Below are 16297 nucleotides of genomic sequence, written 5' to 3' on the forward strand. Positions count from 1 at the left end.
AGGGGTTGGCCCCTCCCCACCCCTTCCCCAAACCCTCCGGGGGCGGGGGAGGGGGGTCTTGCCCCGGGGGCTGCGCCCCCGGACCCCCAGCGGGGGCTGCGCCCCCTGCACCCCTGGCGGGGGCTGCGCCCCGCATCCCCCCGGCGTCTTTCGGCCGCTGGCCGTGCCGGGTCCTGGCGCAGTTGCGTGCGCCCGCAACCCCCAAGGGGCGCGGGGAACTGCGTGAGCAACCCCCACCGGAGCCGCAGACAAAAAAAGGGGGTGTGGGGGCGAAGCCCCCAGTAGCCCGTCCCCCCGGCCGGGGGAAAAAAACTACAGGGGCTCCACCGGGCCGCCCCGGCCCGACAGCACCTCCCCGTACGCCTGCATCAGATCCGGCAGGCGCAGCGTGGACAGGTCCTCGCGGCCCGGTGTCGTGGGATACGTCGACAGACGCAGATCCCGGTACGCGCAGCTCTTCTCGTACAGCGTGCGCAGAAAGCGGCCGTTGCCGAGTTCGTCGATCCAGCCCTGGTCCACCACGTGGCCGCTGATCGAGCGGAGCTCGTCCAGGGCCTCCTCGTCCCAGCAGTCGCCGTTCTCCGCCGCCAGGACCTCCCCGATCGCGGTGAGCTCCAGGGGACGGTAGGAGGGGAAGTCCACCCGGGTGGTGAAGCGGGAGGAGAGACCGGGGTTGGTGGCGAGGAGGCGGTCCATGCCCTCGGGGTAGCCGGCGAGGATGACAACGAGGTGGTCGCGGTTGTCCTCGGCGCGCTTCAGGAGCACCTGGAGCGCCTCGTCGCCGTACGCGTCGCCCTTGCTGTAGCCGGAGTTGGAGAGGCTGTACGCCTCGTCCACGAAGAGCACCCCGCCCAGGGCCGAGTCGATCAGCTCATTCGCCTTGACCGCCGTCTGGCCGAGGAACTCGCCCACCAGGTCGGCCCGTTGCGCCTCGACCAGATGGTCGCCGCCGAGCAGACCGAGCGCGTAGAAGACCCGGCCCAGGATGCGCGCGACGGTGGTCTTGCCGGTACCGCTGGGGCCGGAGAAGACAAAGTGACGTTTCGGCGGCTGGACGGGCAGTCCCTGGCCGACCCGTAACCGGGCCATGTTCAGTTGCGCGGACAACGCCTTCACCTGGCGTTTCACCGGCTCCAGGCCCACCATCCGCTCCAGCTCCGCCAGCGCCTGGGCGAGCAGCGCCGAGTCGGTCGGCCCGGCCGGCACCGGCGGCGCGGCGGGCTGGGCGGGAATGCCGGCCTTCTCCCGTACGCCGTCGGGCGGCGGCACCACCACCGCCGGACCGGCCAGCGGCGCCCGCACCTCGCGTCCCTCCGGCGGCTCCAGGGGAGCCGCCTCGGGCTCGGGGCCGTCCACCGTGCCGTCCTGGCCGAACCCGGCGAGCGAGACGGCCGCCAGATCGGCCGGGTCCTCGGGCCCGTACGACCCGTCCAGGACATCGGACTCGGTGATCGCGGCCAGCCGCGCCGAGGTGTCCATGAACGCCGGGTCGACCCGGTGCACCGCCCGGTACAGCGGCAGCGCGGCGGCGGAGCGGCCGGTGCCCTCGTGGGCGCGGGCCAGCCAGTAGCGCAGCTCCTTGCGCTGCGGCTGCTCGCTGCGGCAGCGCATCAGGGCCGCCGACAGCAGTGGCTCGGCCTGCCCGAACATCTCCAGGCGCACCCGGGCCATCCCGCCGAACAGCCCGGCCTCGATCCCGAGCAGCGGATCGCCGAGCAACGGCTCGGTGTGGCGCACCAGTTGGTCCCAGTCCTTGACCAGGTACGCCCGGCAGGCGTGCAGGAAGCGGACCTGCGGGTCGGCGTCGACCGGCGGCAGCCCGGCCAGCGCCCGGTCCAGCTCGGGAACATGGCGCCCGTCCAGCCAGTGCGAGGCGTGCGCGAGCAGCAGATCGCGCGGGCTCTCCAGGACCGGCTGGACCCACCAGCCCAGCCAGTACCAGGAGTTGAGGGTCCGCCGGTGCCGGGCGCGCTGTTCGCCGAAGCGTTCCCGGTGGCGGTACATGCGCAGCAGCGCCGTGGTGGTGTCCACCCGCAGCGCGTGCAGTCCCAGCCAGCCGTCCACCATGCCCGGATCCATCCGCACCGCGGCCCGGAACTCCTCCTCGGCCTGCGGATACGCGCCCATGGTGTACGCGTCGATGCCCCGCAGCCAGGCGAGATCGGCCGGGGCGTGCGCGCCCTGCGTGCCGAAGTCCATCACGTCCCCCACCACCGTGCCCCCGTGCTGAACCGTCAATTCACACAAGGGAATGACCGCAGGAATTGACGGGAACTGACCGCACCACTCGCATCGTACCTGCGAGGGGGCCTCGGATCGAAGGGTGGCGCGGGGCAAGCGGCAGCCCGACCTGGCCGGTGACCGAGGGTGAGCGAAAACCGCTGACATGCCCGGTGAGAGGGCCGGAAAAGGCAGAACGAAGCCCCCGATCACGGGGGAACAACCGGGGGCTTCGCGTCCGCGGCGACTCCGGAAAGCCGCACATTCAGAACGTAAGACCTGTACGGCCCCCGGGTCAAGCGGAGTTGGGGGAGTCCGAGGGGCGGTTTTCCGACGGTTCAGCCCAACGGGGGGTAGCGCTCACTCTCCGTGAGGGAACGGTGTGCGCGGGGTGCGGAATCGCGCCTCGGCAGCCACTCGTATCCCTCCTGACACTGTCGTACCAACGCATCCACATACGGAAGAGAAGGATCAGCGGCGAAATGGCGTATCTCCGCCGCCGTCCACTCGTCCCAGAAGCCGGAAAGTGCCGCTCCGTCCCGTCGGCGACCGCGCGCCCAGGACCCCTCGGCGTCCATTTCCATCCACAGCAGCAACGCCAGCCACGGCCGAACCTCGCGCCGGCCCGCCCCCACACCCTCGATCAGCACCACGGGCGCCGGCGCCAGGGGAACCGGCGGCCCGAACCGGCGCGCGTCCCAGTCGTACGGCGTGACCCGCCCGGCCTCGCCGCGCGCCAGCGGCCCGATGACCTGCGCGAGCAGCCGGGGCGTCCAGGCGAAGAACTCCTCGTGGGTGGCGAGGTCGTCGAGATGGAGGACCGGCGCCCCGCCGAGCGCGGCGGCCAGCCGTCCGGCGAAGGTGGACTTGCCGGAGCCCGCGTGCCCGTCCACCGCGACCAGCCGCACCGGTCCGCAGGAGGGCGGCAGGGCGCGCACGGCCGCCGCGATTCCGTCGAGTTCTGCCATGCCTCCACCCTAGATCGGCGGCCCCGGGCGGCGGCGCCGGTCATATCAGTGGTCCAGACCCATATTGGTGGCGCGGTCCGGCGCGCGTCTCTGGCAGAAGTCGCCCGGGACCCGGGATAGTTGGCCCACGGCCGCGCCCACCGCCCCATCCTCGTCCGACTGGGGGTCCCGCCCATGACCCGTCCCACTCCGCGCAGAACCGTCCTGGCCGCCGCGCTCGCCGCCGCGGCGGCCACCGCCGTCCCGGCCTCCGCGGTGGCCGCCCCGGCCCCCTCGGCCTCGCGGACCGCCCCGGGCCGGCCCGCGAAGGGCGTCCCCTCCCTGGTGGACAACCGTGCCTGGACCACGCACGCCGACTGGCGCTCGGGCGACGCCGACGGGGTGCGGGCCGTCCCGGGCCGCCGCCCGGGCCTGGTCATCGCCCGCCCCGCCGGCCGGATCGACTACACCGACCCGCACACCGGGAAGACGGCCACCTGGGAGTACGCCACCTGGACCTCGCCGCGGCACCGCTCGCCCGTCCCGGCCACCGAGGCCATCGCCCACTGGAACGCGCACACCCCCGCCGGGACCTGGCTCCAGGTCGAGCTGCTGGGCACCTATACGGACGGCGCCGCGACCCCGGCGTATGTGCTGGGCCGCTGGACCGCGGGCGACGGCGACGCCGACATCCGGCGCACCTCGGTCGACGGCCAGCGCGACGGCAGGAGCACGGTCTACACCGACACCTTCGCCATCGACGACGCGGCGAGCGGCCTGCGCCTGGCCTCCTACCGGCTCCGCCTGACCCTCTACCGCGCTCCCGGCACCCGCCTCACTCCCACGGTGTGGCGGCTCGGGGCGATGGCCTCCGACATCCCGGACCGCTTCACGGTGCCCGCCTCCACCCCGGCGTACTCGGGCGAGCTGCTCGTCCCGCGCTACTCGCAGGAGATCCACAAGGGCCAGTACCCGCAGTACGACAACGGCGGCGAGGCCTGGTGCAGCCCGACCTCCTCGGAGATGATCATCGAGTACTGGGGCCGCGGGCCCACGGGGGCGGACCTCGCCTGGGTCGACCCGGCCTTCGCCGACCCCCAGGTCTGCCACGCGGCCCGGTACACCTACGACTACCAGTACGGTGGCTGCGGCAACTGGCCCTTCAACGCCGCGTACGCCGCCACGTACCGGGACATGAGCGCGGTGGTGACCCGGCTGAGCTCCCTGAACGACCTGGAGACGCTGATCCGGGCGGGTGTCCCGGCCATCACCTCCCAGTCGTTCCTGAAGACCGAGCTGACCGGCGCCGGCTACGGCACCTCCGGCCATCTGATGACGGTGATCGGCTTCACGGCAGACGGCGACGTGATCGCCAACGACCCGGCGTCGCCGGGCGACCCGGAGGTGCGCCGCGTCTACCGGCGGCGGGAATTCGAGAACATCTGGCTGCGGACCAAGCGGTACAACGCCGCCGGCAAGGTCGTCTCCGGCACCGGCGGCGTCTGCTATCTGTACTGGCCCGCGCGCCAGGGAGAACGCCGGCGCAGGGCGCTGGCCTCGGTGGGCGTACGGGCGTGACCAACGTCTCCCCCTCGCCGCCCGCATCTGCTGGCACTCTGAAATGGCACCCGGGGGGACCGTCCACCGTCAGACGACCGAGTGAGATCCCATGACCCTGCACGCCACCACCGCCGACGACCCGCGCGCCCTGGCCGAGCTCCGCGCCCGTACCGGCGGCCCGGACGACGGACCCAAGATCCTGGAACACTTCCTGGGATGGACCCTCGTGGTGGTCCTGGCGATGCTGGTCACCCAGACCGGTCTGCTGTGATCCACGGGCCGGCTCCGCGAGGCCGGCCCGGCACGTCCGACAGCCCGTAGGGCGGTCTGCCATACTGCCGAGATCCTGTGGCAGTCGGAGACCAGGGACGGATTTGAGCACCAGTCAACAGCGGGGCGCGAGCGGGCGATCGCAGGTCCGTCGGTCCGAACTCATCGCGACGGGGCGGAAGTTGTTCGCCGACACGTCCTACGACGCGCTGTCGATGGACGACATCGCCCGGCACGCCGGGGTGGCCAAGGGCCTTATCTACTACTACTTCAAGAGCAAGCGCGGCTACTACCTGGCCATCGTCGAGGACTCGGTGGCCGATCTGGTCGCCCGGGCCGCCGGCCACACCGAGCTGCCGCGCGCCGACCGGGTCCACCGCACGATGGAGGGCTATCTGCTCTACGCCGAGCACCACCAGGCGGCGTACCGCACGATCGTCACCGGCGGCGTCGGCTTCGACCCCCAGGTCCAGGCGATACGCGACGCCGTCCGCGAGGAGCTGGTCGCCACCATCGCGGAGGGCGCCTACGGCAGACGGGACATCCCGGTGCTCGCCCGGCTCGCGCTGCTCGGCTGGATGGGCTGTGTGGAGAGCGTGACCCTGGAGTGGCTGCGGACGCGGGAGCCCGACCGCGCGACCGTACGCGAACTGCTGGTGCGGATGCTGCGCCGGACCCTGGACACCATCGCCGAGTTCGAGCCGGCCTGCCCCTCGCCCGCGCCCGGCGGCTGACGACGCGGGTCGCCCGGCCACCCATGCGAAAGCGGTTCGTTCCGTAACCGTCGGGTGGGCAATCCGTGATCTTGGAACCAGTGACGGGACGCGTCCGATCGGGCATACTCACAGCGCCACGGCCACCAGCCTGCGGCTTCCGTGATCCGGAAGGGTAGGCATCGGCTGTCCGGCAGATTCACCGGCGGCGCGGCCACACCCTGCGCGCGCGACCGCCGAAGCGCCCGACAGGGAGGAGAGCGCCGCCATGCCCGACCGCGCCCCACAGCCGGTGGACCGACAGCTGCCCACCGAGGAGGCCCGGGACCTTGTCGCACTGGTACGCGACATCGTCCAGCGGGAGATCGCCCCTCATGCCGCCGAGCAGGAGGACGCCGGACGCTTTCCGCGCGAGATCTTCTCACTGCTGTCCGAATCCGGACTGCTCGGCCTTCCGTACGACTCCGCGTTCGGCGGCGGTGACCAGCCGTACGAGGTGTACCTCCAGGTCCTCGAAGAGCTCGCCGCCGCCCGTCTGACCGTCGGCCTCGGCGTCAGCGTGCACTCACTGGCCTGCCACGGCCTCGCCGGCTACGGCACCAAGCAGCAGCAGGCCGACCATCTGCCCGCCATGCTCGGCGGCGGTCTCCTCGGCGCCTACTGCCTCTCCGAGCCCTCCTCGGGCTCCGACGCGGCCTCCCTGCGCACCAGAGCGGTCAGGGACGGCGACGACTGGGTGATCACCGGCACCAAGGCCTGGATCACCCACGGCGGCGTCGCCGACTTCTACACCGTCCTCGCCCGCACCGGCGCCGAGGGGTCCCGGGGCATCACGGCCTTCCTGGTTCCCGGCGACGCCGAGGGGCTGACCCCGGCCGCCCCCGAGAAGAAGATGGGCATGAAGGGCTCGCCCACCGCCCAGCTGCACTTCGACGGGGTCCGGGTGCCCGACAGCCGCCGGATCGGCGAGGAGGGCCAGGGCTTCGCCATCGCGCTCTCCGCGCTGGACTCCGGCCGGCTCGGGATCGCCGCCTGCGCCGTCGGCGTCGCCCAGGCGGCGCTGGACGAGGCCGTGGCGTACGCGACCGGGCGGCAGCAGTTCGGCCGGCCCATCGCGGACTTCCAGGGCCTGCGGTTCATGCTCGCGGACATGGCCACCCAGATCGAGGCGGGCCGGGCGCTGTACCTGTCGGCCGCGCGGCTGCGGGACGCCGGACGGCCCTTCTCCAAGGAAGCCGCCATGGCCAAGCTCTTCTGCACGGACACGGCGATGAAGGTCACCACCGACGCCGTCCAGGTGCTCGGCGGCTACGGCTACACCGCCGACTTCCCGGTCGAACGCCTGATGCGCGAGGCCAAGGTCCTCCAGATCGTCGAGGGCACCAACCAGATCCAGCGCATGGTCGTCGCCCGCCATCTGGCGGGTCCGGAGACCCGCTGACCCCTGGGGGGTCCGGGGCGTACGGATCCGTACGCCCCGGCTCGCGGGGGGCTGGCTTTTCGCGGCTTCTGACGTACCGTCAACTTCCCTGTCGTCCAGGAGGTTGCCGTGTCCCAGGACCGTCCGATCGCACTCGACGAATACCCGATCCACCAGGTCCCGCTCTCCCTGAAACACGTCGCCACCGGCGACCGCAACGCCTACGACCGCTGCATCTTCCACGTCTTCGACCACCACGGCCGCGCCCTGCTGATCGCGGGCCTCGGCGTCTACCCCAACACCGGCGTCATAGACGCCTACGCCACCCTGCGCCTCGGCGACCGGCTGTACGCCGTCCGCGCCAGCGACGCGCTCACCGACGACCGGATGAACCTCTCGGTGGGCCCCCTGCGCATCACCGTCGACGAGCCGCTGCGCCGCCTCACCCTGTACTGCGCCCCCGACCCGGCCGATCCCGCCTCGCTCTCGTACGAGATCACCTGGCAGGCCGGTTTCCCGGCCGTCTGGGAGCCGCACCACGTCCAGCGCCGTGGCGACCGGCTGACGCTCGAAGGCCGTCGCTTCGTCCAGGCGGGCCACTGCGCCGGAACCATCCGCGTCGGCGGCGAGGAGATCGCCGTCGCGGCGGGGGAGTGGACCGGCACCCGGGACCGCAGCTGGGGGGTGCGCCCGATCCCCGGCGAGAGCGACGGGCGCGCCGAGGAGCACCGGCCGGAGGGGTTCCACTGGCTCTGGGTGCCGGTCCGCTTCGACGACCGCTTCCTGATGGTGATCGCCCAGGAGGACGCCGACGGCTACCGCACCCTCAACGAAGCCGTGCTCGTGCGCGAGGGTCACCCGGACGCCCAACTCGGCTGGCCCCGGGCCGACATCGCCTACCGCTCCGGCACCCGCCACCCCGAAAGCGCGGTGGTCCACCTCACCGGCGCCGCCCGCGAGCCGTTGGAGCTGGGCGTCGAGGTGCTCACCTCCTCGCCGCTGGCCGTCGGCGCCGGATACCCGCCGGCGGACGACTGGCAGCACGGCACCTGGCAGGGGCGCGGCTGGACCGACCGCCGCGTCCACGACCTCTCCGACCCCGCCGCCCACCCCCTGGCCGCCTACGGCGTCACCGACCACGCCGCCCGCTTCACCCTCGAAGGGCGGACCGGGTACGGGATCTTCGAGCACGGCAGCTTCGGCCGCCACGACCCCAGCGGTTTCGCCACGTACAGCTCCGTCGCGCCCTGACCGTCCGAACGCCGACCCCTCCCCGCCCCGCCCCCTCCGCGTCCCGAGAAGGGAACCGCCCATGGCCACGGCGCCACGCCCCCGCACCACCACGCGCGACCCCGAGGAGATCGGCCGCAGGCTCGCCCGCTGGCTGGACGCCCGGCTGCCCGGCGCCCGCGTCACCGGCGTCGAGGCCCCGTCCTCCAACGGCATGTCGAGCGAGACCCTGCTCTTCGGCCTCGACCACCCCGACGCGCCGGTGCGCGCCTGCGCCCTGCGGCTCGCCGCCGACCCGGCCGCGTACACCGTCTTCCCGGTCTACGACATGGCCCGTCAGCACCGGGTGATGCGCCTGGTCGCCGAGCACACCGATGTCCCGGTGCCCCGGGTGCTCTGGCTGGAAGAGGACCCCGCCGCGCTCGGCGCGCCCTTCTTCGTGATGGAGCGCGCGCAGGGGCGCGTACCGCCCGACGTCATGCCCTATACGTACGAGGGGAACTGGCTGCACTCCGCGAGCGACGCCGAGCGGGCGCGGCTGGAGGACGCCACCGTCGCGGTGCTCGCCCGGCTGCACGACGGCTTCCCGGCCGAGGAGGCCGCGTTCCTGCTGCCGCGGGGCGAGGGCTCGCCCCTGCGGCGCCATGTGGAAGCCCAACGGGCCTACTACGCCTGGGTGGTGGAGGGCCTGCCGCGTTCCCCGCTCATCGAGTCCGCGTTCGACTGGCTCGACGCGCACTGGCCCGCCGACGAAGGGCCGGCGGTGCTCTGCTGGGGCGACGCTCGGATCGGCAACATCGTCTACGACGGCTTCGAGCCCGCCGCCGTCCTCGACTGGGAGATGGCCGCGCTCGGCCCGCGCGAACTCGACCTCGGCTGGACCGTCTACCTGCACCGCTTCTTCCAGGATCTGACGGTGGGTTTCGGCCAGCCGGGGCTGCCGGACTTCCTGACCCGCCACCACATCGAGGCGCGCTACGCCGAGTTGACCGGCCACACGCCCCGCGCGATGGAGTTCCACACGCTCTACGCCGCCCTGCGGCACGCGGTGGTGATGCTCAGGATCGCCTACCGTCAGCTGCACTTCGGCGAGGTCCGGGTCCCCGAGGACCCGGACACGCTGATCCTGCACCGGGCGAGCCTGGAGGCGATGGTGCGGGGAACGTACTGGAGCGGGGTCGCGGCCTAGGCGGCGCGGCGCATGCGCGGGATCGGGCGCGAGCCGGGGCCGCCGACGTGCGAGAAGGGCTGGGTGCGCCAGTCGAGGCCCTGCGGGAGCGTCAGGAGCAGCGCGGTGTCCTGCTCCTGCACCTCCTTGGAGATGTCCGCGGGCCTGCTCTGGGAGGCGGGACGGCCGGTCCCGGCGCACACCGTCAGGACGAACGGGTTCCAGGGGCTCGGGCACAGCGCGTGCTCCGGCAGCACCGTCTCGTCCGCGAGGAGCGCGATCGGCTGCGCGCAGTCCGGGCAGATCACCCGGTACATCTCGAAGGTGTCGTAGGCGTCCGCCGCCTCGTCGTCGGAGTACTCGTCCTCGACGAGAGGCGCGACGAGCTCCGGACCGGTGCGTTCGTCGGTGCGTTCATTCGGCACACGTCCGCCGCGCTTCATGTTCTGCATTGGGATTCTCCCCCTCGGGTGGGCCGGCAAGGCGCCGTAGCCGCGACCACAGCAAGCAATTCCCGCCACGCCCCGTCCGTAACCGCGTGGACCCCCGTCAGGGCGTCACAAACCTGTGGCATTCGTCACATGCCCGCCGCAGGTGCCTCTTCCGGTCGCCGCGGACTGTGCCGGAGGGGACCTGGGGGAATAGGTTGACCGGCATGGAGGAGCTGGACCGTCAGATCGTCGATCTGCTCGTCAAGGACGGGCGGATGAGCTACACCGACCTGGGCAAGGCCACGGGCCTGTCCACCTCGGCGGTGCACCAGCGGGTACGCCGTCTGGAGCAGCGCGGGGTCATCCGCGGCTATGTCGCCGTCGTGGACCCCGAGGCGGTGGGGCTGCCTCTGACCGCGTTCATCTCGGTCAAGCCCTTCGACCCGAGCGCCCCCGACGACATCGCCGAACGGCTGGCCGAGGTGCCGGAGATAGAGGCGTGCCACAGCGTCGCGGGCGACGAGAACTACATCCTCAAGGTGCGGGTGGCGACCCCGCTGGAGCTGGAGCACCTGCTGACCCGTATCCGCTCGCTGGCCGGCGTCTCCACCCGGACCACCGTCGTTCTCTCGACCCCGTACGAGGCACGGCCGCCGCGTATCTAGGCTGTTCCCATGAGTTCCGAGAGCGCCGCCGCCCTTCCGGCCCGAACCGTCGCCCCGCTGCCCGCCGGCGAGCCCGACCACCGCACCGTGCTGCTGCGCGGTGGGGAGGTCCACAGCCCCGCCGACCCGTTCGCCACGGCGATGGTCGTCGAACGCGGGCACATCGCCTGGGTCGGCTCCGAGGGCGCGGCCGACGCCTTCGCGGCGGGCGTGGACGAGGTGGTCGACCTGGAAGGGGCCCTGGTCACCCCGGCGTTCACCGATGCGCATGTGCACACCACCGCCACCGGCCTGGCGCTCACCGGCCTCGATCTGTCCACCGCCCGCACCCGCGCCGAGGCCCTGGCCGCGGTACGGGAGTACGCCGCGGCCCGCCCCGGCGACGACGTGCTGCTCGGCCACGGCTGGGACGCGGCGCGCTGGCCCGAGCGGACCCCGCCCACCCGCGCCGAACTCGACGAGGCCACCGGCGGGCGCCCCCTGTACCTGCCGCGCATCGACGTGCACTCGGCGGTCGCCGGCACCGCCCTGCTCGACCGGATCCCCGGCGTCACCGGCCTCGACGGCTACCACCCGGACGCCCCGCTGACCGGCGCCGCACACCACGCGGTGCGGGCCGCCGCCCACGCGGCGATCACCCCGCGCCAGCGCGAGGAGGCCCAGCGGGCCGCGCTGCGCCACGCCGCCTCCCTCGGCATCGGCACCCTGCACGAGTGCGGCGGCCCCGAGATCTCCGACGAGGACGACTTCACCTCGCTGCTCGCCCTGGCCCGCGAGGAGGCCGGCCCGCGTGTCTTCGGCTACTGGGCCGAGCAGGTCACCGGGCCCAAGGACGCCGATCGCATCCGCGAACTCGGCGCGCTCGGCGCGGCCGGCGACCTCTTCGTCGACGGCGCGCTCGGCTCCCACACGGCCTGTCTGCACGAGCCGTACGCCGACGCCGCGCACACCGGCACCGCCCACCTGGACGCGGCCGACATCGCCGCCCATGTGACCGCCTGCACCGAGGCCGGGCTCCAGGCAGGCTTCCACGCCATCGGGGACGCCGCCGTCACCGCGGTCGTCGAGGGCGTCCGGGCCGCCGCCGCGAAGGTGGGCCTCGCCCGTGTCCGCGCCGCCCGCCACCGCGTCGAGCACGCCGAGATGCTCACCCCCGAGACGATCGCCGCCTTCGCCGAGCTCGGGCTCACCGCCTCCGTGCAGCCCGCCTTCGACGCGCTGTGGGGCGGCGAGGAGGGCATGTACGCCGAGCGCCTCGGCGGCGCGCGCGCCCGCACCCTGAACCCCTACGCGGCCCTGCTGCGCGCCGGGGTGCCCCTCGCCTTCGGCTCCGACTCACCGGTCACCCCGCTCGACCCGTGGGGCACCGTCCGGGCAGCCGCCTTCCACCGCACCCCCGAGCACCGGGTCTCGGCCCGCGCCGCCTTCACCGCCCACACCCGGGGCGGCTGGCGCGCCATCGGCCGGGACGACGCCGGCACCCTGGTGCCGGGCGCCCCCGCCGACTACGCGGTCTGGCGCACCGGCGAGCTGGTGGTGCAGGCGCCGGACGACCGGGTGGCGCGCTGGTCCACCGACCCGCGCTCGGGCACGCCCGGGCTGCCCGACCTGAGCCCGGGTGCGGCGCTGCCGGTCTGCCTGCGCACGGTGGTGTTCGGCCACACCGTCTTCGTCCGGCCGAACGAGTGACGTAAGGACGTTCCGTACGGCCGTCAGGCTGCCCTCCCCGGGCCGTCGCCACCTGCGGATCTCCCTCGCTGACCTGCTGGTTCGGGACGATTGCGCAGGTCAAACGGCTATTGACAGAACGCGGCGGGAGGCCGGTAGGTTCGGCCGGGTCCACCGCAGGACGTCCGGCCGACAGAAGGTTTCTGCCGTCCGGGGGGTCCCCCTGCTCCGCGGGAGCTCGGGGGAGCGTGCGACCCGGATGGGGCCCGGACGTTCAGTAGACAACGGCTCCAGGCAGCCCGCAGCCAGCGGGTCCCCGGGCCGGCCCGAAGGGCGCCGGGCCCCCATTCCGACACCCCGGGACCTCGCGGTGCGGCGGTGCCCCCACCGCTCGCTATGGTGGTGCCCTGCGTACGGACAATAAGGGGCAGCAGTGAACGACGGCGGTCAGAGGCGATACGGCCCGCTCGGCAGAGCCTTGGTGATCATCCCGACCTACAACGAGGCGGAGAACATCAAGCCGATCGTCTCCCGCGTCCGGGAGTCGGTCCCCGAGGCCCATGTCCTGATCGCCGACGACAACAGCCCGGACGGCACCGGCAAGATCGCCGACGAGCTGTCCGCCGAGGACGACCACGTCCACGTCCTGCACCGCAAGGGCAAGGAGGGCCTCGGCGCCGCCTATCTCGCGGGCTTCCGCTGGGGCGTCGAGAAGGGCTACGGCGTCCTGGTCGAGATGGACGCCGACGGCTCCCACCAGCCCGAGGAACTGCCCCGGCTGCTCACCGCGCTCAAGGGGGCCGACCTGGTCCTGGGTTCGCGCTGGGTACCGGGCGGCCGGGTGGTGAACTGGCCCAAGCACCGCGAGTTCATCTCCCGCGGCGGCTCCACCTACTCCCGCCTGCTGCTCGGCGTGGACATCCGCGACGTCACCGGCGGCTTCCGGGCCTTCCGCCGCGAGACCCTCGAAGGCCTCGGCCTGGACGAGGTGGCCTCGCAGGGCTACTGCTTCCAGGTCGACCTGGCCCGCCGCGCGGTGGCCGCCGGCTACCACGTGGTCGAGGTGCCCATCACCTTCGTCGAGCGCGAGCGCGGCGACTCCAAGATGAGCAACGACATCATCGTCGAGGCGCTGTGGCGGGTCACCGCGTGGGGCGTCGGCTCGCGCGCCAACAAGCTCATGGGGCGCAAGCCCTCCTGAGCGTCCGGCTCCGGCTCCGGCCCCGGCCGGGCGACCGCTGACGGATCCCTTACGCCGTCCTGTCGTGCTCCCAGGCACACTGGGAGCATGACGACCGGCACTCCGCCCTCCGCCCCGCCCAAGCGCTCCCGCGCGCGTACCCTCGTTCCGCTGGGGATCGCCGCCTGGCTCCTCGCCGAGATCTCGCTGCTGATCGCGGTGGCCGACGCCGCCGGGGGGCTGACCGTGCTGGCCCTGCTGGTCGCCGGCGCCGTGCTCGGCGGATACGTCATCAAGCGGGCCGGGCGCCGGGCCTTCCGCAACCTCACCGAGACGCTTCAGCGGCAGCAGTCCGGGGCGGCGGGCCCGGAGGCCGGGCCGCGGCCCGGCAGCGAGGGCAACACCTTCACGATGCTCGGCGGTCTGCTCCTGATGGTCCCCGGACTGCTCTCGGACGTCCTGGGGCTGCTCTGCCTGGTACCGCCGGTGCGCAGGGCGCTCGGCCGATACGCGGAGCGCTCGCTGGACAAGCGGATGCGCGCCGCCCGCCCCGGCGGCCTCGGCGAGGCCTTCCAGCAGGCCCGTATCCACCAGCCGGACGGCAAGGTGGTGCGGGGCGAGGTCATCCGCGAGGACGCGGGCTCCTCCCCGTACCACGAGGAGCGGGGCCCCCGGCCGCCGCTGACCTGACGGCCCGCACGGGCCGGCCGCCGCCGCGCCGGGCATCCGGTCCGGCGTCGCACCGGACACAAGAAGAGGGCCGGTCCCACCGAAAACGGTGGGACCGGCCCTCTTCTACTTGGGCGCTTCGGCGCTTGCGCGCTTAGGCGGACTTGCGGCTGTCGCGCGGGTGCACGGCAATGTTCATGGCGCCGGAACGCAGGACCTCCAGCCTCTCGGCCAGAACCTCCTCCAGCTCCTCGCGGGTGCGCCGCTCCATGAGCATGTCCCAGTGCGTACGCGCGGGCTTGCCCTTCTTCTCCTCAGGACCTTCGCCGTCCACCAGGAGTGCCATGGCGCCACACGCCTTGCACTCCCACTCCGGCGGGATGTCTGCCTCCACCGAGAACGGCATCTCGAAGCGATGTCCGTTCTCGCATGCGTACTCCACCGCCTGGCGCGGGGCCAGATCGATGCCGCGGTCGGTCTCGTAGCTGGTCACCACGAGGCGCGTGCCGCGAAGAGCTCGCTCACTCATGAATCGTGCCTCCCGGGCTTGTCGCCCACAGGACAGGTGTCGCTGTCGTCGTCATCCGGTCAACGTCCGGTCGGCGTTAAAGATTCCCGTTGTGGGTCATGTGTCGCCGTCGTGCCGCCCCTTGTTGTACCCACCAGTGCCCGGTTTGTCACATCTGGCAGCAGATGTCACCCAGCGTCTTCACTAGTTGAGCACGCAGTAACGGTCCGCCTGGCAGGCCAAAGGCGTACACTACCGGCCTTTCACTTCAACGTCTAAATCCGCGCCGGAACCGGGTTTCCGGCGGCCTCCACCGCGGCCCTCACCGGGACCCTGGCGAGCAGCGCGAAGCCGGCCACGAAGAAGATCACGAGAGAGATGATGGCATCCCGGTAGCTGCCGGTCAGCTGGTACGCAAGCCCGAACACCAGTGGCCCCAGCCAGCTCAGTCCGCGGTCGCTCATCTCGTAGGCCGAGAAGTATTCGGCCTCCTTGCCGCTCGGCACCATGTGTGAGAAAAGCGACCGTGACAGCGCCTGGCTGCCGCCGAGGACCGTGCCGATCGCCGCCGCGAGAAGGAAGAAGAGCACCGGCGAGTGCGCGGGCAGGAAGTACCCGGTCCCCAGGATCAGCGCCCACACCGCCAGCGATCCCAGGATCGTGCGCTTGGCGCCGTGGGTCCGGGCGAGCCGCCCCATCCCCAGCGCCCCGGCCACCGCCAGCACCTGGACCAGGAGCACGGCGACGATCAGCGTGTTCTGATCGAGCCCGAGCTCCTCCGAGCCGTACAGCGACGCCTGCGAGATCACGGTCTGCACACCGTCGTTGTAGATCAGGTACGCCAGCAGGAAGGCGAGGGTCAGCGGACGCGCGCGCATGTCGCGCAGGGTCGCGACGAGCTGGCGCCAGCCCGCGCCCACCCTGCCCTCGGCCGGGACGTGCCCGGCGGGCGCGCGCCGGTCCCGCAGCCGCCGCAGCGGTACGAGCGTGAAGGCGCCCCACCACACCCCCGCCGAGGCCAGACAGATCCGTACGGCGGTGCCCTCGGACAGCCCGAAGCCGTCGTGGCCCGAGTAGAGGACGAGGTTGAGGACCAGGACGAAAGCGCCGGCGGTGTAGCCGAAGGCCCAGCCGCGCGAGGAGACGCGGTCGCGCTCCTCGGGGCCCGCGATCTGCGGCAGATAGGCGTTGTAGAGAACCATCGAGACCGACAGCGCGGCGTTGGCGACGATCAGCAGGACCGCGCCGAGCAGATAGCGGTGGCCGTCCAGGAAGAACATGCCCGCCGTCGCCGCGGCTCCGGTGTAGGCGGCTGCCGCGAGCAGCGGCTTCTTGCGCCCGGTGCGGTCGGCCGCGGCGCCCACCACCGGCATCAGGACCACCGCGAGGACCACCGAGGCGGACACCGCGTACGCGAAGAGGGACCCGGCCCGCACCGGGACGCCCAGCGGGTGCACAAAGCCGTCCGCGTCGGCGGTGTCCTTGGCGATGGCCGTCAGGTACGGCCCCAGGAAGACGGTCAGGACGGTCGTCGAGTAGACCGAGCACGCGAAGTCGTAGAAGTACCAGCCGCGTTGCTCGCGGCGGCGGTCGGCGTCCGGGACCGCCTGTGCGGCGGCCCGGCCCATGGTCTCGGCGGTCAAACCCC

Annotated in this window: 15 protein-coding genes; 10 read left to right on the forward strand and 5 right to left on the reverse strand. The window is 72.7% G+C overall.

Annotation, left to right across the window (positions count from 1 at the left end; genetic code table 11):
* Positions 1 to 312: 312 nt before the first annotated feature.
* Positions 313 to 2199, reverse strand: a complete 1887-nt coding sequence (locus tag ACZ5ID_RS25320; protein WP_468902190.1) for an AAA family ATPase — start codon at positions 2197 to 2199, stop codon at positions 313 to 315.
* 359 nt (positions 2200 to 2558) lie between these two features.
* Complete coding sequence (locus ACZ5ID_RS25325; protein WP_468902054.1) at positions 2559 to 3188, reverse strand: uridine kinase family protein; 630 nt, start codon at positions 3186 to 3188, stop codon at positions 2559 to 2561.
* Between the two features lie 174 nt (positions 3189 to 3362).
* On the opposite strand from ACZ5ID_RS25325, the gene ACZ5ID_RS25330 reads away from it, so the two are divergent.
* From ACZ5ID_RS25330 to ACZ5ID_RS25355, 6 genes are all read left to right on the forward strand, one after another.
* Positions 3363 to 4745, forward strand: coding sequence for a C39 family peptidase (locus tag ACZ5ID_RS25330; protein ID WP_468902057.1), 1383 nt, complete (start codon positions 3363 to 3365; stop codon positions 4743 to 4745).
* Positions 4746 to 4836: 91 nt separating this feature from the next.
* A complete protein-coding gene (locus ACZ5ID_RS25335; protein ID WP_107503676.1) occupies positions 4837 to 4998 on the forward strand; it encodes an SCO1431 family membrane protein in 162 nt (53 codons plus the stop codon).
* Between the two features lie 103 nt (positions 4999 to 5101).
* Positions 5102 to 5731 (forward strand): TetR/AcrR family transcriptional regulator, encoded by a 630-nt coding sequence (locus ACZ5ID_RS25340; RefSeq protein ID WP_468902059.1) that lies wholly within the window; start codon positions 5102 to 5104, stop codon positions 5729 to 5731.
* Between the two features lie 247 nt (positions 5732 to 5978).
* Positions 5979 to 7151 (forward strand): acyl-CoA dehydrogenase family protein, encoded by a 1173-nt coding sequence (locus ACZ5ID_RS25345; protein WP_468902062.1) that lies wholly within the window; start codon positions 5979 to 5981, stop codon positions 7149 to 7151.
* A gap of 108 nt (positions 7152 to 7259) precedes the next feature.
* Complete coding sequence (locus ACZ5ID_RS25350) at positions 7260 to 8381, forward strand: Rv3169 family protein (RefSeq protein ID WP_468902065.1); 1122 nt, start codon at positions 7260 to 7262, stop codon at positions 8379 to 8381.
* Positions 8382 to 8442: 61 nt separating this feature from the next.
* Complete coding sequence (locus ACZ5ID_RS25355) at positions 8443 to 9549, forward strand: phosphotransferase family protein (RefSeq protein ID WP_468902068.1); 1107 nt, start codon at positions 8443 to 8445, stop codon at positions 9547 to 9549.
* Here ACZ5ID_RS25355 and ACZ5ID_RS25360 read toward each other — a convergent pair.
* Positions 9546 to 9980, reverse strand: coding sequence for a hypothetical protein (locus ACZ5ID_RS25360; protein ID WP_468902071.1), 435 nt, complete (start codon positions 9978 to 9980; stop codon positions 9546 to 9548). The genes ACZ5ID_RS25355 and ACZ5ID_RS25360 overlap by 4 nt on opposite strands.
* A gap of 203 nt (positions 9981 to 10183) precedes the next feature.
* Between ACZ5ID_RS25360 and ACZ5ID_RS25365 the strand changes: the two genes are divergently transcribed.
* The 4 genes from ACZ5ID_RS25365 to fxsA all read left to right on the forward strand — a co-directional run bounded on the left by ACZ5ID_RS25365 (position 10184) and on the right by fxsA (position 14162).
* On the forward strand, positions 10184 to 10624 hold the full coding sequence (locus ACZ5ID_RS25365) for an Lrp/AsnC family transcriptional regulator (protein ID WP_468902074.1): 441 nt from the start codon (positions 10184 to 10186) through the stop codon (positions 10622 to 10624).
* A 9-nt stretch (positions 10625 to 10633) separates the two neighbouring features.
* A complete protein-coding gene (locus ACZ5ID_RS25370) occupies positions 10634 to 12313 on the forward strand; it encodes an amidohydrolase (protein ID WP_468902076.1) in 1680 nt (559 codons plus the stop codon).
* 412 nt (positions 12314 to 12725) lie between these two features.
* Positions 12726 to 13493 carry a polyprenol monophosphomannose synthase gene (locus ACZ5ID_RS25375; RefSeq protein WP_358837701.1) on the forward strand — a complete coding sequence of 256 codons (768 nt, stop codon included), beginning with the start codon at positions 12726 to 12728 and terminating at the stop codon, positions 13491 to 13493.
* A gap of 87 nt (positions 13494 to 13580) precedes the next feature.
* On the forward strand, positions 13581 to 14162 hold the full coding sequence (gene fxsA / locus ACZ5ID_RS25380) for an FxsA family membrane protein (protein ID WP_468902081.1): 582 nt from the start codon (positions 13581 to 13583) through the stop codon (positions 14160 to 14162).
* Between the two features lie 133 nt (positions 14163 to 14295).
* Here the strand turns inward: fxsA and ACZ5ID_RS25385 are convergent, their stop codons facing one another.
* Together ACZ5ID_RS25385 and ACZ5ID_RS25390 are read right to left on the reverse strand one after the other, a co-directional pair.
* Positions 14296 to 14670, reverse strand: a complete 375-nt coding sequence (locus tag ACZ5ID_RS25385; protein ID WP_067155573.1) for an RNA polymerase-binding protein RbpA — start codon at positions 14668 to 14670, stop codon at positions 14296 to 14298.
* 254 nt (positions 14671 to 14924) lie between these two features.
* Positions 14925 to 16277: an MFS transporter gene (locus ACZ5ID_RS25390; RefSeq protein WP_468902193.1), complete on the reverse strand. Its 1353-nt coding sequence runs from the start codon at positions 16275 to 16277 to the stop codon at positions 14925 to 14927.
* Positions 16278 to 16297: the final 20 nt, after the last annotated feature.

It is taken from the genome of Streptomyces sp. NPDC031670, from assembly GCF_055580545.1.

Excerpts from the sequence above, each read along its gene's own strand:
- ACZ5ID_RS25370 (WP_468902076.1), top strand. The coding sequence starts at position 10,634 with ATGAGTTCCGAGAGCGCCGCCGCCCTTCCGGCCCGAACCGTCGCCCCG.
- ACZ5ID_RS25355 (WP_468902068.1), top strand. The coding sequence starts at position 8,443 with ATGGCCACGGCGCCACGCCCCCGCACCACCACGCGCGACCCCGAGGAG.
- ACZ5ID_RS25390 (WP_468902193.1), bottom strand. The coding sequence starts at position 16,277 with ATGGGCCGGGCCGCCGCACAGGCGGTCCCGGACGCCGACCGCCGCCGC.
- ACZ5ID_RS25330 (WP_468902057.1), top strand. The coding sequence starts at position 3,363 with ATGACCCGTCCCACTCCGCGCAGAACCGTCCTGGCCGCCGCGCTCGCC.
- ACZ5ID_RS25360 (WP_468902071.1), bottom strand. The coding sequence starts at position 9,980 with ATGCAGAACATGAAGCGCGGCGGACGTGTGCCGAATGAACGCACCGAC.
- ACZ5ID_RS25365 (WP_468902074.1), top strand. The coding sequence starts at position 10,184 with ATGGAGGAGCTGGACCGTCAGATCGTCGATCTGCTCGTCAAGGACGGG.
- ACZ5ID_RS25385 (WP_067155573.1), bottom strand. The coding sequence starts at position 14,670 with ATGAGTGAGCGAGCTCTTCGCGGCACGCGCCTCGTGGTGACCAGCTAC.
- ACZ5ID_RS25345 (WP_468902062.1), top strand. The coding sequence starts at position 5,979 with ATGCCCGACCGCGCCCCACAGCCGGTGGACCGACAGCTGCCCACCGAG.
- fxsA (WP_468902081.1), top strand. The coding sequence starts at position 13,581 with ATGACGACCGGCACTCCGCCCTCCGCCCCGCCCAAGCGCTCCCGCGCG.
- ACZ5ID_RS25325 (WP_468902054.1), bottom strand. The coding sequence starts at position 3,188 with ATGGCAGAACTCGACGGAATCGCGGCGGCCGTGCGCGCCCTGCCGCCC.
- ACZ5ID_RS25320 (WP_468902190.1), bottom strand. The coding sequence starts at position 2,199 with ATGGACTTCGGCACGCAGGGCGCGCACGCCCCGGCCGATCTCGCCTGG.
- ACZ5ID_RS25335 (WP_107503676.1), top strand. The coding sequence starts at position 4,837 with ATGACCCTGCACGCCACCACCGCCGACGACCCGCGCGCCCTGGCCGAG.